Raw genomic sequence first — 14725 nt, 5'->3', positions numbered from 1 at the left:
ACAATAGGAAAACTAAAGAAAGTATCCTAAAAAATCAGCAAATTAAAAAGCAAAGATAAACGGTTTCTGCTTTATCTTTGCTTTTTCAGCTTTATATTTCTTCTTCATTGCTTCTTGGTTTCGTAAAGTGATCGACACGACTACCAACAGATTCAGTATCTGCTAGAGGTGTGATAGATGTTTGAGCTGCTACTGCATCGTATTTAGCTTGTAATTCAGCTAACTGATTTTCATAGGATCGTTTTACTTTTTCAACTTCTTCTTGTGCTAATTTATCTGCATCATTTTTATAAACGTCGATATCCTTCTGTAATTCTTTCACTTGTTTTTTTTGTTTCCACATTGTAGTTGTTGAAGTCAGCAGACCGATCAATGCACCAACAATTGCAGATCCTAAAATGATAAGAATCAACGGACCAGAAATTTTTGCAAAACCGAAACTGACAGGCACTGTTTGATTGTTTAAAACTGCAAAAACAACAACGATTAGTACCAAAACAAGACCAATAACCACACGCCACTGATTTTTCATAATTGATTACCTCCTCATGTAATTGAAAACGATGCTAGTATCGAAACTAGCTTGAAAATTTATTTCTTGTTTAATATACCACCGGCTAATAAATCACCTATATGCGGGAATAAGGTATATAGACGATAGGCTCCTTCCATCACCCTAGGACGATTGATTTCTCGTTTGCATGTTCCCATAGCGTTTACGATTTCTTTCGCTAATTTATTAGGCTCTAAAACAAATAAATCGACAGAAGCCAAGTAGTCACCTGAAGGATCAGCCTTATCAAAAAATTCTGTTTGAATCGGTCCAGGATTAACCGTTGTTACAGAAATGCCTAATGGTTTTAATTCTAAACGCAATGCGTTTGAAAAACCCAAAACAGCAAATTTAGTTGCAGAATAAACAGTTGATTTTGCAGTGGCCATTTTTCCAGCCATAGAAGCGATATTAATAATATGTCCAGTCCCTCTTTCAGCCATCTGAATCGCAGCTTTTTGAGTGAAGACCATCATACCTAAAACATTTACTTCAAACATATTTCTAGCAACAGCTAAATCAATATCTATAAAGTTTTCAAAAATTCCAAAACCAGCATTGTTGACTAATATGTCGATAGGACCCACTTCTGCTTCAATTTTTTCAAAAACATTCTCTACATTGTTTGGATCTGAAATATCTAATTGGAAAGAAAATGCTGATTTTCCGCTAAGCTCTTCACAGTTTTCCTTTACTTTACCAATCAAATTAATTCTTCTGGCGCATACAACTACGATTGCACCCTTCTTCGCTGCTTCATAACAAATTTGTTCCCCTAAACCTGCGGAACCACCTGTTACAACAACCACTTTATTTGTTAAATCTTGTCCATTATACATCCTAAATGCCTCCTTACTCAGCTTTAAATGGAACTGCTACGATTTCCATATCTTTCACGATTTTTGTATTAGAAAAGAGCTCTTTGGCCTCATTTTCTAATTGGATAATATCGCCAGTTAAATAACGAGCGCTGATATGTGTCAATATTAGTTTTTCCACTTGTGCTTTTAACGCCACTTGTGCTGCCTGATGACTTGTGGAATGATAATAGGCTTTAGCCATTTTTTCTTCATCTTTATTGAATGTGCTCTCATGAACTAAGATATCCGCATTTTCAGCAAGTAACACACTATTTGTCGTTTTTCTTGTATCTCCAAGGATGGTTACGATTCTACCAGATTTTTTTTCACCAACAAAGTCTTTCCCGTTGATTACTCGTCCATCTGGTAATTCAACGGATTCTCCCTGCTTGATTTTGCCGTAGATTGGGCCGGATGGGATGTGTAGAGCAGCTAATTTATCTACTTGCAATTCTCCTTCATGATCCGCTTCTACAATACGATAGCCAAAGCTAGCAATTCCATGATCTAATGGCTTACAAGTCACAGTAAATTGTTTATCGGAAAATACAACGCCTTCTTTGATTTCAATGAACTTTAATTCATATGAAAGACGCGTTTGTGAAACTTTCAAGGCTGTCCGAACAAATTCTGCAATACCAACTGGTCCATAAATTTCTAATTTTTCATTTCCACCTTGGAACGAGCGACTGCTTAGTAAACCAGGCAATCCAAAAATGTGATCTCCATGTAAATGAGTAATGAAAATTTTCTCGATTTTTCTTGGGCGAATATTACTTTTTAAAATTTGCAGTTGTGTCCCTTCACCGCAATCAAATAACCACACTGCATTTCTTTCGTCTAATAATTTTAAAGCGATACTACTTACGTTGCGATGTTTTGCTGGAACTCCAGCACCTGTACCTAAAAATTGTAATTCCATGGGCTACCTAACTTTCCTTAAACTTCTTCTTTATTTTAGAAGAAAGTTGCCGCTTTAGCAAATAATATTTATTTTACAGGAAAACGTACTATTACAGTAGTTCCTTTTGGTGTGTTATCTGTTAGCTCGATCTTTCCTCGATGTTCCTCTACGATCCATTTAGCAATAGCAAGGCCGATTCCATAGCCACCCGTTTTACGATTACGAGATTCCTCTCCGCGATAGAAGCGTTCAAAGACAGCTGATTTTTTATCTTCTACGATTCCAATGCCAGTATCACTGATTTTAATTAGCCATTCGTTGTTTTTAATACTTGAAAAAACAGTTATTTTCTCACCAGGTGCAGTATATTTCAATGCGTTATCCAATAAAATGATCATTAACTGATGAATCCTTTTTTTATCGAAAAATAGTTGGTGGTTTTCACCTAAATCGATAATAAACTCTTTATCTTCAGCTAGAGCTAATTCTTGATAAGGTAGTAGAACTGTATTCAAAAAGCCATTGATTTTCATAGACTCCTTTTCTAAAGTTAACGAATTGGAATCGGAGCGAGCCAGCAAGAGCAAATCGCTAGTCAAATGGCTTAGACGTTGAACTTCATCTAGTGATAATGCAATCGTTTCAGATTCTTCTAAAATCGTATGGTTTGGTTTAGTAAATAGTTTTTCTAATTTTGCTTGGATGATTGTTAAAGGTGTTCTTAGCTCATGAGAAGCATTTTCGACAAATTCTTGCTGCTTTTTCCAAGAAATCAAAATAGGTTTCATAAACCATTTGGAAAGAAAATAACTTAGAGCAATCGATAACAAACCAAAAATAACCATACAGATGATCAGTATTTGTTTAAAACGTTCAACGGTTCCTTTGATTGGATCGGTATTCACTAAGAGCTGGATGTAAGCAACCTTATCCTGATTTTCAACGGGCAAGGTGATCGAACGAAATTGCAAAGAACGATTATTACTATCTTTAGTTTGAACACTACTAATCGTGCGCAAATTCTCTGTTGATAATTTTAAATTTTGAAAATCATAAAATCGAGAACCTAACTCAGCTTCATTCAGTATTTTCCCATCTTTCGACCAAAGAATCACTTGTTGTTGAAAATTGTTGGGCGGTGGTGTTTCGAGTTTTCCTAATTGAGGTGAATTCCCTTGTAACCGCTCTGTCTTCATCAGTTGATGTTGTAAAAATTTTTGATCGTCAGCAAGTCGTTGTAAATCATGATCCACTGTTTGGTAAATGGATGTTTGGACTAACTGAAAAACGATTAAACCTAGGAGTAGAAAAATACTTGCAAATGAAAGTAAGTTTACCAAAAAATAATTGTATCTTTGTTTTTTACTTAGTTGTTTATTCATGCTCCATCTCCTCTGGTACTTCAAAAAGATAGCCAACATTACGCAGCGTTTTGATCCAGCGATGAAGCCCAAAAGGTTTTAAATTCTTCCTAAGATTGCTCATATAAACTTCGACGACTGTTAACGTCGTGTCTGATTGAAATCCCCAAATACGATCGAACAATTGATCTTTGGTAATGATTCGTCCCTTGTTTTGCATCAAAAAATGTAATAAATCAAATTCTTTTCCTTGAAGCGTAAGTTCGTTTTCTTTAAAACTAGCTTGCCGATTATCCAGATCTAATCGCAATTCATTAATGACTAACTCATTTTTACCATTCATCCCTAAAGAACGACGAGCAAGTGCTTGAACACGTAGTAATAATTCTTCTCGATGAAATGGTTTAGTCAGATAATCATCGCCGCCATTCTTAAACCCATTTACTTTATCTTGTAGCCCATCTTTGGCTGTTAGAATCAAAACAGGTGTATAAATATTTTTCGCCCTTAAAGCTGTTAAAACTTGCTCACCAGACATCGACGGCAACATCAAATCCAGAACGATTAAATCATAGATTCCCCGCTCTCCTTCATACAATGCTTCTTCGCCATCATACACTTGAATGATTTCACCAAGTTCTGATAAAATCTCTAAAATACTGTCTGATAGGATTTCATCATCTTCCACTAATAGTATTTTTAACATTTGTTTCCACGTCCTTATAATCAAAAAAAGAAGACGAGTAGAAATAATTTCTTTGTCACGTCTTCTAGCTTATTTATTTAGTCATTTTACCGTTGATGAGCGATTAATTTTCGCTTTTTTCATTTGACTCTTGTTTTTTATCTTGCCAAGATTTTTTTGCTGAATCCTTTGTTTCTTTTTCTACTGCTGTGGCATCTGTGATTTCTTTTTCCACATCCTCAAAATCTAAACGAGTGATTTCTCCGCCTAATTCGTGCATAATCAATTGGTTTAATGGACGATTGTCATCTTCTTCAGCGATCAAGATCAACCCGGTCTCACCTTCACCGATTTGCTTTGTTACATGTTCAAAGACTGTTTGAGCCCCTTGGATTTCTTTGGCATCTTGAGAAGCTCCAAATAAACTTCCTGCAAACCAACCTAGTAAAATACCTAATGGACCACCTAAAATCCCGATCAGCATTCCGATCATACTATTTTTTGCTGTATGATTATTCCCTGTAAAATCTAGGAAATCATCGATTTTAAATTGATGAACACCATCATTAACATGTGTTACTACAGCCATTTGTTCCCCTTTGATCTTTTTCTCAACATACAATTTTTTTATTTCTGAAAATGCTTGGTAAGCTTGGCTTTCTACTTCAAAATGCATAATAATAACTCGTTTAGACATACGACCACCTCGTTCTATTTGATATCCTTATTCTATCAATAAACTAGTCATTAAAGCAATGAAAATCAACTATCTTGGTGGTTGACCGCCAGTTCCTCTGCCCATTTGATTACCAGAAACTTCTGCACCAGATTGATCAACGGACGTTAGTATATCATTGATCGAAATTTTTGCCAGCTCTGTTCCGTTTGAATAACTGCTATTGCTGTATAAACCATCTTTCATCGTTCCAGAATCTTTACCGCCTGTATATAAGGTTATCGTTTCACCCACTTTTAGATCTGGTGAGCTAATCGCTATATGAGAAAAATCTTTTTCTGGTGCAAATGAGAGGATGCTATCTCCTGTTGCATTCTTCAAATTGACTAAAGTTCCTGATTTTTGAGTATCGTTAAAGTAAAGACTCAACGCGGCTTGAGAGGAAGTTTCACTGGCGCTCATTGCCATCCCAGAACTACCACTTGCAGCAAATACACCACCTTCGATTGTAAATGTCCCATCATAATCAAGTGCAGCATTCCCGTTATCAGTTGGGCCGTTTACGATTAGTGTACCTGCAGTCATTCGAATATCACCGTTGCTATCGATTCCATCCCCATCAGCATTTACATAAGTTGTTCCGCCATTTATTTCTATGAATTTAGTGCTATCTGCAACGTCTCCAGGTTGTCCAGTTCCTGGTTCACCAAATGAGTCAGCACCGAATTGTCCTTCTTGTCCTTCTTCACCAGAACTACCACCTGCTGCATTAATGCCATCATCTGATGCCTTGACAGAAATATCACCATCATTGATTGTCACTGTGGCGCCTTCTAAGCCTTCGTAAGAATGATTAACCGTCACCTTCCCATTATTGATCAGCAAATCAGTATCTGCATGGATTCCATCATCACCGCTTGCCAATGTGAAAGTACCATTGTTGATTGTAACTGCTGCATTTGAGTGTATTGCATCATCCGCTGTGTTTAAATCAACTGTTCCATCATCTACAATAATATTCCCTGAAGCTTTCAATCCTTTGTAACTAGCAGTTGTATCAATTGATTGATCGTCATAACCATTTGCTGTTTGTATCTTTATGTCAGATTTGGCAATAGACAAATTTGTTTCCGCTTGTATCCCATCTTTACCTGATTGAATTGTGAATGTTCCACCATCTATCGCAATCCAGCCTTTATCTACATCTGTACTATTATTGGCTTGAATTCCATCTCCTTCTGTTGTTTTTAAAGAGAAGGTCCCACTTGCAATTGATATGGAGTCTTTGCCTTTGATTGCGTTATTTTTAGCGGTAACATTAAGCGTACCATTGGTGATAACTAAATCATCTTTACTGCGAATTCCATTACTGTAATTTCCGTTAACTACTAAAGTTCCACGGCCATTGATTGTTAGGTCATCTTTACTAAAGAAAGTAGCATCTGGCTCAGTTTCATCAGCAGAAGCAAAAGTATAATCATTCCCATCTGAAAGGTTATTTTTTGAGCCTTCTGCTAAAGTCGTGATCACTTTTTTTGCTTGCTCAATGTAGATCGCTGAAGATGAGTCATTAGATATCGAGACATTGTTTAGTACCAAATGGACGGTTTCTTCATTCGCACTGATTTTGATTTGGCTTTTGTAATTTCCTGAAACAATATAAGTCCCGCCGGCCGTGATCGATAATATATTATCTTTTTCAGAAGCACCTGATCCATCTATTTTACTTCCAGAGTCGTTTAAATCAATCTTTGTCGCTGTTTTTTCATCGTAACTTTCGTCATAATCTTCTTCGTCATAAGCGCCATATTTATTTTCAGCTGTTTTTTGTGCGTCATGAACCGTAACAACTTGTTCTTTACTTTTCGAAGTTGCTGTAGTTGTACTCGTTGCTTGTTTTGCACATCCAGTAAATAGAATGAGTAAAATCGTTAAAACGGCGACACCAAATTTCTTTTTTTTCATTATATCCACCTACAATTCTTCTCTATTTGTTGAAACTTTCCCTAAAATAATTGTTAAGTTTCCATTTCTTACTCGCATAGCATCCATTAGTTCTTTTTCCATTTGACTATCTTTTAGAGTGATTCGATAACGTAGTTCGTACAAACTGCCCATATTGGTCGTTTTCACTGAATCTAAATTGGCGGAGTATGTGTACTGCTGAAATAAATCATCAAATAATCCTGGATAATCTAAATCTTCTGGAATCGTGATTTTCACTTCCCGTTCTGCAACTTTTTGCTTTTCACCAAAATGAATCGTATTTAAAAGTAGTAAAAACAGCGCAATAATCATAGAAAACAAAGCAATATAACTGACATAGCCCATTCCTGTAGCAAGACCAATCCCCATCGACCAAAAGATACTGGTAATTTCTCTAGCACCGCCTGCTACCGAACGAAACCTGATTAAGCTAAACGCGCCTAAAACAGCGACACCAGTTCCTAAATTGCCATTAACTAACATAATCACCAATTGAACTAGGACAGGTAAAACAGCTAAAGTAATCACAAAATTTTTACTATAAACATTTCTATACATATGAACACAGGCGACTAAAAGACCTAATAAAACTGAAGCAACAATACAAACTAAAAGTTGTTTGAATGACAAATCCACTGAACTTTCTACTAATAAACTAGATAACATACTGAAAATCTCCTTTGGAATATAAGTAACGTTGATATGTCTGAGCATATTTTGAAAATGATGCTGGGTAAATATTAAGTTCCGCTAAGATTTCTGAAAACCAAATTGGATAAGCACCTAATGCTTTCACTTCCATCAAAACATCAATTTCTGGTGCGACACTTTCGCCTTGATCATCTAACGTATGGGATAATTGTTCTTCTCGATAGCGGATGTTAAAATCAAAAGTAATCCGAAAATCTTCATTGTCTGAGTCAAATAATGCTCGCCGATCATACGCAATCATCACTTTAGGTTCCAATCTTTTGCGTGCGACTAACCAATCAATTTCCTGTTTGATTTGCTGGTCTTTTGTTGTTTTTGACATAAAAGAATGTGGCTTCTGGATATACCTTTTCGCCGATTGATAAGATAAAGCTACCCTTCTTTTATATACGACACCACTGACCTTCTTTTTTATTTCAAGAAAAACAGTTGACTCTTCTTGAGGAATGCCGTAGCTTCTGATCCTGAATTTTTCTTTGTAGATTGGCTTTCCTAGCGAATGTCGAATCATCTCGTAATCTTGTGTATCAAAATAAATAGAAATGATTGTATGTAATCCATATTCATCTTCTTCCATATAAGGTTGTAATTTTTTCCTTAATTGATGATACATCTTATTAGTCAATGCATATTTTTTTTCTTTTCTTTGAAAACTATTTTTTAGTTTAACCATTTTATTTCCTCCTTTGACTGAATTTATTATATAAAAGGAATCATAAATGAAACTTAAAGATGAAAAGAAAAAATCACCTCATCTTTTAAGAGTGTACTTACTCAAAGATGAGGTGATTCAAAAATCTATATATTTACTACAGCAACCTGTATACTCTTGAAACGGGTTTTATCTTCCTATAGATTTATTTTAAACTACTAATGTCCGTTGTTTACTGAATTTTTCATACTTTTTATTGCTTGCAATTTCATCCAATGTTTCAACTAATGTGTAAACTTCCTCATAGGTATTATATAAAGCAATTGGCGCTAAACGAATCACATTTGGTTCTCTGAAATCTGGAATAATATTGGCTTCTTTTAAAGCTTTGCAAATTCGGTACGCTTCTTCATGTTCTAAACAAACGTGACCTCCTCGTTTACTATCTTCACGGGGATTCCCCACAGCATATCCATATTTAGCAAGTTTTTCGTCGATTAAATACATTAAGAATGCAGTAATCGATAATGATTTTGCCCGAATTTTGTCCATGCCTACTTCATTAAAGATAGTCAATGTCCCTTCTAACGGTGCCATCGCTAAGAAACTTGGAGAACCGATTTGCCAGCCGCTTGCATCTTTTTGATGTTCAAATTCATTTTTTAGTTCAAATTGAGTATCATCTTTATTGCCCCACCAACCAGCTAAGCCAGGTGTTTCGTTGAAATGTTTCCGATTCATATAAAGACCAGCAATCGACCCAGGACCTGCTGATAAATATTTATACGTACACCAAATGGCAAAATCAGGAGCAACATCTTTAAAATCCATTGGTATTGCGCCAATGGCATGACATAAATCCCAGCCAATCAGGATCCCTCGTTGATGCGCTGCTTCTGTTACCCGTTTCATATCCAGGATTTGCGAGCTACGATATAAAACAGTTGGTAATAGAATGATTGCTACATCATCGGTCATAGCTTCAATGACAGCTGCTTCATCGATCAAGCGACCATCTGTACTGTTCACAACTTTTATAGCATCTGTTGGATCATACCCTTTTAAACGAACCTGACTATCTATTGCGTAGCGATCTGTAGGGAAATTCAAATCATCCACTAAGATTTTGTATCGCTCCCTTGTCGGTTTATACAAAGTGCTAATGCATTGATGAATATTGATAGTTGTGCTTCCTGTAATGACAACTTCGTCTGGATAAGCATTGATCAACGGAGCAGACAGTTCACCCAATTTCCCAGCATAATGAAACAAACCGTCCCATAATTTGATGCCTTCCTTTTTCCAGATATCCATCATATTTAATAAAGCTTTTTCAGCATCTTTTGAAGCCAACCCTAGTGAATTGCCATCCATGTATATTTCCCCTGGCTGAACGTAAAATCGATCTCTGATATTTTTAAGAGGATCTTTCTCATCCATTTCCTTTGCAAACGCTAAATCTGTCTGAAATTCTCTTTTCATTATTTGTCACCTTCCAAATTTTTTATTTTAAACGAAGCATATTTAAAAAACAAAGCACTTCCTACTTGAGTAAACGCCATACACCCTTGAGCAGGTGATAATAGCCAAATCGACTTGTTCTCTATCGCTTTTTTGAAAGTTCATTTTGAATTGGAACCAGTTTCAATTGACTTAAAGAAACGACAACTCCATTTGCATATAACAGTAAAAATTTTACCCATCTGTTTCTCACCATAAAAAATGCTCCTTTTTGGGTCTGTCTTTTTTAGATTGAAGCAACACTGGATTTAGCTAGCAAGCCTTCTCGTCATCTCAAGATAAGTTAATCATAACGAATGTTCTAGATCTTTGTATATGAACATGTGAACAAAATAGAATCGCTTTCTTTACTTTTTAGTAAAAATAAGCCCTTTTTTTAACAATTTGGAGTATCTTTTCAAAGCAGAAATCATGATAATCTTTACAGGTCTAGAATTAACTGGCGAACTCCGTTTTTTTCCTCTATAATAAAGCATACAAAATGTTTCTTAAAAACTCTCTTTAGAGGAGGTAGACCATTGGATACCATTGACCGCAAACTCTTGCAGATTCTCCATGAAAATTCACGGATTTCAATTGTTGAATTGTCTCAAAAAGTCAATTTAAGTCGTCCCAGCGTAAAGGAGCGAATCAATAAGCTCGTTGAACAAGGTGTTATCACAAAATTTACAATTCAAGTTTCAATGCAAAAAATTGAAGAAAGCATTACCTTTTTCACTGAACTGAGCCAAGTAACGATTCCTGTTGAGAAAACGTTGATACTTTTAAAAAACAATCCTTATGTAAATGAAGTTCATATAGTCAGCGGTGATGTTAATTATTTAGTGAAAGCAACTGTGACCAGTACAACTGAAATGAAAGAGTTGTTAGCAAAATGGATGCAATTTGCTAACGTCAAAACTTCGATTGTTCTAGAAAGTCCAGTAGAAAACCAATTGCATCTTGATAGAGAGTATTAACAAGACCATTATTTATCCACGATAAAAAAGAGCCGATGAAATTCATCAGCTCTCTCCTAATACTTATTCTTTTATTCTACAAATTCAAACTCATACTCACCAATTCGGACAATATCTCCATCTTTCGCTCCACGCGCGCGCAACGCTTCATCAATCCCCATACCACGTAATTGACGTGCAAATCGCATCACACTTTCATCGTGTTCAAAGTTGGTCATTTGGAATAATTTCTCCAAGGAATCTCCAGATAAAATCCATGTTGCATCAGGATCGCGGTCGATTGTAAATTCTGGTCCTTCTGGTTGGAAACCATAATGAACGATATCTTCAACGATTTCTTCCTCATATAATGGGAATTCCGGCGTTACATCGATTAAGTCAGCCGTAGCATTAAGTAAGGGTTCAATCCCTTTACGTGAAACACCAGATATTGGGAAAATCGGCAGATGATCTGCATATTCATCAGTTCGCTCTTTCTCAATTTTTTCTTTGAATTTCTTCAAATTTTCTTCTGCTTCTGGCATATCCATTTTATTTGCGACGATAATTTGTGGACGTTCCATCAAACGCATATTATGAGATGCTAGCTCTTTATTGATAGCTAGATAATCTTCATAAGGATCGCGCCCTTCCATCCCACTCATATCGATTACATGTAGAATGACTCTTGTCCGTTCAATATGGCGTAAAAACTGTGTTCCAAGTCCCACACCTTGTGATGCCCCTTCAATCAATCCGGGTAAATCAGCTGCAGCAAAACTACGTCCGTCACTTGTTGACACCATTCCAAGGTTAGGAACTAATGTTGTAAAGTGATAGGCACCGATTTTAGGACGAGCTGACGAAATAACAGATAGTAAAGTGGATTTTCCAACAGATGGGAAACCAACTAAACCAACATCAGCTAAAACTTTCAATTCTAATTCAATTTTTCTTTCTTGACCGGGTTCGCCATTTTCAGCGATTTCAGGAGCTGGATTTTTAGCAGAAGCGAAACGAATATTCCCGCGTCCACCGCGTCCACCTTTGGCTACAGTCAGTGTTTGACCGTTTTCAATCAAATCTCCGATCAATGTACCTGTCTCAGCATCACGAACGGTTGTACCTGGTGGAACTTTTACAAACGTATTCTCTGAACCACGACCGTGCATGCCTTTGCTCATCCCATTTTCTCCAGGTTGTGCTTTAAAATGACGATTAAAACGGAAATCCATCAAAGTACGTAATCCTTCTTCTACCACAAGAATCACATCTCCGCCTTGACCACCGTCACCTCCGGCAGGTCCGCCGTCTGGTACATATTTTTCTCTACGAAAGGCAACCATTCCGTCTCCACCCTTACCGGCTTTGACATCGATTGTTACCTGATCTAAAAACATGGACATATTTTGTCCTCCTATCTTAAAGAAGTTGGGATAAAGTATTTCTTATCCAAAAATGAAAGAAACCTATCTCCCCACTTCTTCAGGTTTTACATTTTTTACAAATCTAATTGTTTGTATCATTCGCTTTTCAATAACATTTTCTGTTTGAAAGCCTTTCTTATTGTAAAGGTTAAACCAGAATTTGTCTAGCCAAATTCGTTTTTATGAACTAGAATTAGAGGCTGCTACTGAGACAGCAATAGCCGCAGCTGCTGCACTGGCTTCTTGTGCCATCATCATTGTGATTGTCAATGCAGAGATGTTCAAATTATCATTAGATAAAATACTCATTTCTTCATGAATCAATAAACCTAAAGCTAAAGAATAACGGAAGTCTTTATAGAAACGTAAATTTGTTTTTTCATCAAGCAACTCTAAGTACTCTTCTAAAACTCGAAAATCGACTTTTTTCAAAGTAGCTAAAAAACCAATTGTAATGATACTATTATAAAATTCTGGTCTAAAACGAAGTCCCAATTGCTTCAATTCATCTATGACATTTTTGACTTCTTCAACCAGTTCAATAGAGAACTCGCCAGTTAACATAGCAGCAGTTGCTGCTGCAAATTGAAGTTGATTTGATTTGTGAAAGCCGCACTCATTCAATGCTTGATAGTACTCTTCCACTAAATCACCAACTTGTTTAGTCGTCAACGATTCTAATTGTTCTTGCTGAGCTAAAGCAATTGCGATTGAACCATCTTCGGCACCAGTAAGAAAATAATGATGTGTCTTTATTTCCTCAAAAATACTTTGTCCTCTACGTACAACAAATTCTTTTTCAGCTGTTTCAGTAAATTGAAGTAAGTATGCTGAAAAATAAGAGTAAGAAGAGGCGCGAAAACCAACATCACGCAAACGTTGATAATCAGTAAGCAATGTATGAATAGCTAACTCTTTTGATTTCCCATTTGCTAATAACATCCCTAATAAAATACCCCTAACAGGTTGAACTAATACATTAAACATTTTTAATTCTCCTTGAAGTATTTCTTCCATACGACGAAAATCAGTATCTGAGAAATGATGCTCTTTGTCTACAAATGATCGTGCAAACGTGTAAGCCACTCGTTTATCAAACCATTTTCCTTTCCCTTCTTTGATTGCTTGGTAATTCATTTGAAGTGACGCAACAACCTGACTTCTATTCATTTTCCCCAACTCCTTTACTTCATTAAAAGACAAGATTTTTGACAAAAATCTGAAATGCGTTCATGCTATTAGTATAGCGTAAGTCAGTATTTTTTTAAATACGCACTGCTATTTTATCGTTGCCTAACGCTATGTTTTTTGTCACTGGAATCTATTTTTGGTTTAAGCTATACCAGTTCATTAAGCATTTAATTTTAAGGAGGAAATTTAGTATGACAGTAAAAGTAGGAATTAATGGTTTTGGACGAATTGGTCGTCTTGCATTCCGCCGCATCAAAGAAGTTTCCGATGATATTGAAGTTGTTGCAATCAATGATTTGACAAGTCCGACAATGTTAGCTCAGTTACTTCAATTCGATTCGACTCACGGAACTTATCCTGGAAAAGTTACTGCAACAGATGACTCAATCGTAGTGGATGGTGAAAAAACAAAAGTCTATGCAGAAGCTGATGCCAGCAAGTTGAAATGGGTAGAAGAAAATGGCGTCGATATCGTTTTAGAATGTACAGGTTTTTATACGTCAAAAGAAAAAGCACAAGCCCATTTAAATGCAGGGGCAAAACGTGTCGTAATTTCCGCACCAGCTGGTGACATGAAGACAATTGTTTATAATGTTAATGATGACACATTGACCTCAGAAGATAAAATCATCTCTGCTGGTTCTTGTACAACAAACTGTTTAGCACCCATGGCTTATTTCTTAAATAACGAGTTTGGTATTGAAGTTGGTACGATGACAACAGTTCATGCGTATACATCCACTCAAATGTTATTAGATGGACCCGTGAAAGGTGGCAACTTACGAGCTGCTCGTTCAGCTGCTGACAATACTATCCCACATTCAACGGGTGCTGCCAAAGCAATTGGGTTAGTTATTCCAGAATTAAATGGAAAACTTCAAGGACATGCGCAACGCGTTCCTGTCGTCGATGGCTCTTTAACAGAGTTAGTCTCTATTTTAAGAACAAAAGTAACAGCTGATCAAGTGAATGAAGCAATCAAGAAACATACAATCGACAACCCTTCATTTGGCTATGACGATCGTGAAATCGTATCTGGTGATGTTATTGGAACAACAGAAGGTTCTATTTTTGACCCAACCCAAACGGAAGTAACAACTGCTGGCGATTTCCAGTTGGTTAAAACCGTCGCTTGGTATGATAATGAATATGGTTTTACTTGCCAAATGATTCGTTTATTGGAAAAATTTGCTAATTTATAAACACTATTTTTGCTAAATTAAATAAATAAACCTCCTAGAAATAATTCTATATTCTCTA

14 protein-coding genes are annotated in these 14725 nt (G+C 36.3%); 2 read left to right on the top strand and 12 right to left on the bottom strand.

The features are described from left to right. Positions 1–91 precede the first annotated feature (91 nt). The 10 genes from IGJ02_RS08100 to kynU all read right to left on the bottom strand — a co-directional run bounded on the left by IGJ02_RS08100 (position 92) and on the right by kynU (position 9870). Entirely contained in the window at positions 92–532 is a 441-nt protein-coding gene (locus tag IGJ02_RS08100) for a LapA family protein (protein WP_430604051.1), read from the bottom strand. A gap of 59 nt (positions 533–591) precedes the next feature. Beyond that, positions 592–1392, bottom strand: coding sequence for an SDR family NAD(P)-dependent oxidoreductase (locus tag IGJ02_RS08095; RefSeq protein ID WP_010761337.1), 801 nt, complete (start codon positions 1390–1392; stop codon positions 592–594). A gap of 13 nt (positions 1393–1405) precedes the next feature. Further along, a complete protein-coding gene (rnz, locus tag IGJ02_RS08090) occupies positions 1406–2335 on the bottom strand; it encodes a ribonuclease Z (RefSeq protein WP_430604049.1) in 930 nt (309 codons plus the stop codon). A gap of 68 nt (positions 2336–2403) precedes the next feature. After that, positions 2404–3699, bottom strand: a complete 1296-nt coding sequence (locus IGJ02_RS08085) for a sensor histidine kinase (RefSeq protein WP_430604047.1) — start codon at positions 3697–3699, stop codon at positions 2404–2406. After that, entirely contained in the window at positions 3692–4384 is a 693-nt protein-coding gene (locus IGJ02_RS08080) for a response regulator transcription factor (RefSeq protein ID WP_430604045.1), read from the bottom strand. Before IGJ02_RS08080 ends, IGJ02_RS08085 begins: the two co-directional genes overlap by 8 nt. Positions 4385–4487: 103 nt before the next feature. Then, on the bottom strand, positions 4488–5060 hold the full coding sequence (locus IGJ02_RS08075; protein ID WP_010761333.1) for a hypothetical protein: 573 nt from the start codon (positions 5058–5060) through the stop codon (positions 4488–4490). Between the two features lie 69 nt (positions 5061–5129). Further along, positions 5130–7004: a carbohydrate-binding domain-containing protein gene (locus IGJ02_RS08070; RefSeq protein WP_430604043.1), complete on the bottom strand. Its 1875-nt coding sequence runs from the start codon at positions 7002–7004 to the stop codon at positions 5130–5132. Between the two features lie 9 nt (positions 7005–7013). Then, positions 7014–7691, bottom strand: a complete 678-nt coding sequence (locus tag IGJ02_RS08065) for a DUF4956 domain-containing protein (RefSeq protein ID WP_010761331.1) — start codon at positions 7689–7691, stop codon at positions 7014–7016. Next, positions 7681–8409 carry a polyphosphate polymerase domain-containing protein gene (locus IGJ02_RS08060; RefSeq protein ID WP_430604041.1) on the bottom strand — a complete coding sequence of 243 codons (729 nt, stop codon included), beginning with the start codon at positions 8407–8409 and terminating at the stop codon, positions 7681–7683. The genes IGJ02_RS08065 and IGJ02_RS08060 overlap by 11 nt, the downstream gene beginning before the upstream one ends. A 189-nt stretch (positions 8410–8598) precedes the next feature. Next, on the bottom strand, positions 8599–9870 hold the full coding sequence (kynU, locus tag IGJ02_RS08055) for a kynureninase (protein ID WP_430604040.1): 1272 nt from the start codon (positions 9868–9870) through the stop codon (positions 8599–8601). A gap of 557 nt (positions 9871–10427) precedes the next feature. Here kynU and IGJ02_RS08050 point away from each other — a divergent pair. Then, complete coding sequence (locus tag IGJ02_RS08050; protein ID WP_430604038.1) at positions 10428–10868, top strand: Lrp/AsnC family transcriptional regulator; 441 nt, start codon at positions 10428–10430, stop codon at positions 10866–10868. Between the two features lie 71 nt (positions 10869–10939). Here IGJ02_RS08050 and obgE read toward each other — a convergent pair whose 3' ends face one another. After that, positions 10940–12253 (bottom strand): GTPase ObgE, encoded by a 1314-nt coding sequence (obgE, locus tag IGJ02_RS08045; RefSeq protein WP_430604037.1) that lies wholly within the window; start codon positions 12251–12253, stop codon positions 10940–10942. A gap of 201 nt (positions 12254–12454) precedes the next feature. Further along, positions 12455–13444 carry a DUF4003 family protein gene (locus IGJ02_RS08040; RefSeq protein WP_430604035.1) on the bottom strand — a complete coding sequence of 330 codons (990 nt, stop codon included), beginning with the start codon at positions 13442–13444 and terminating at the stop codon, positions 12455–12457. Positions 13445–13656: 212 nt separating this feature from the next. On the opposite strand from IGJ02_RS08040, the gene gap reads away from it, so the two are divergent. Continuing rightward, complete coding sequence (gene gap, locus IGJ02_RS08035) at positions 13657–14667, top strand: type I glyceraldehyde-3-phosphate dehydrogenase (RefSeq protein WP_010761323.1); 1011 nt, start codon at positions 13657–13659, stop codon at positions 14665–14667. The last annotated feature ends 58 nt before the right edge of the window (positions 14668–14725 follow it).

This window comes from Enterococcus sp. DIV0724b, from assembly GCF_050531475.1.
Classification (GTDB): domain Bacteria; phylum Bacillota; class Bacilli; order Lactobacillales; family Enterococcaceae; genus Enterococcus_L; species Enterococcus_L haemoperoxidus.
Note: the sequence above shows the minus strand (reverse complement) of the source record. Positions and strands in the feature narration are given on the sequence as shown.

Excerpts from the sequence above, each read along its gene's own strand:
- IGJ02_RS08100 (WP_430604051.1), bottom strand. The coding sequence starts at position 532 with ATGAAAAATCAGTGGCGTGTGGTTATTGGTCTTGTTTTGGTACTAATC.
- IGJ02_RS08095 (WP_010761337.1), bottom strand. The coding sequence starts at position 1,392 with ATGTATAATGGACAAGATTTAACAAATAAAGTGGTTGTTGTAACAGGT.
- rnz (WP_430604049.1), bottom strand. The coding sequence starts at position 2,335 with ATGGAATTACAATTTTTAGGTACAGGTGCTGGAGTTCCAGCAAAACAT.
- IGJ02_RS08085 (WP_430604047.1), bottom strand. The coding sequence starts at position 3,699 with ATGAATAAACAACTAAGTAAAAAACAAAGATACAATTATTTTTTGGTA.
- IGJ02_RS08080 (WP_430604045.1), bottom strand. The coding sequence starts at position 4,384 with ATGTTAAAAATACTATTAGTGGAAGATGATGAAATCCTATCAGACAGT.
- IGJ02_RS08075 (WP_010761333.1), bottom strand. The coding sequence starts at position 5,060 with ATGTCTAAACGAGTTATTATTATGCATTTTGAAGTAGAAAGCCAAGCT.
- IGJ02_RS08070 (WP_430604043.1), bottom strand. The coding sequence starts at position 7,004 with ATGAAAAAAAAGAAATTTGGTGTCGCCGTTTTAACGATTTTACTCATT.
- IGJ02_RS08065 (WP_010761331.1), bottom strand. The coding sequence starts at position 7,691 with ATGTTATCTAGTTTATTAGTAGAAAGTTCAGTGGATTTGTCATTCAAA.
- IGJ02_RS08060 (WP_430604041.1), bottom strand. The coding sequence starts at position 8,409 with ATGGTTAAACTAAAAAATAGTTTTCAAAGAAAAGAAAAAAAATATGCA.
- kynU (WP_430604040.1), bottom strand. The coding sequence starts at position 9,870 with ATGAAAAGAGAATTTCAGACAGATTTAGCGTTTGCAAAGGAAATGGAT.
- obgE (WP_430604037.1), bottom strand. The coding sequence starts at position 12,253 with ATGTCCATGTTTTTAGATCAGGTAACAATCGATGTCAAAGCCGGTAAG.
- IGJ02_RS08040 (WP_430604035.1), bottom strand. The coding sequence starts at position 13,444 with ATGAATAGAAGTCAGGTTGTTGCGTCACTTCAAATGAATTACCAAGCA.
- gap (WP_010761323.1), top strand. The coding sequence starts at position 13,657 with ATGACAGTAAAAGTAGGAATTAATGGTTTTGGACGAATTGGTCGTCTT.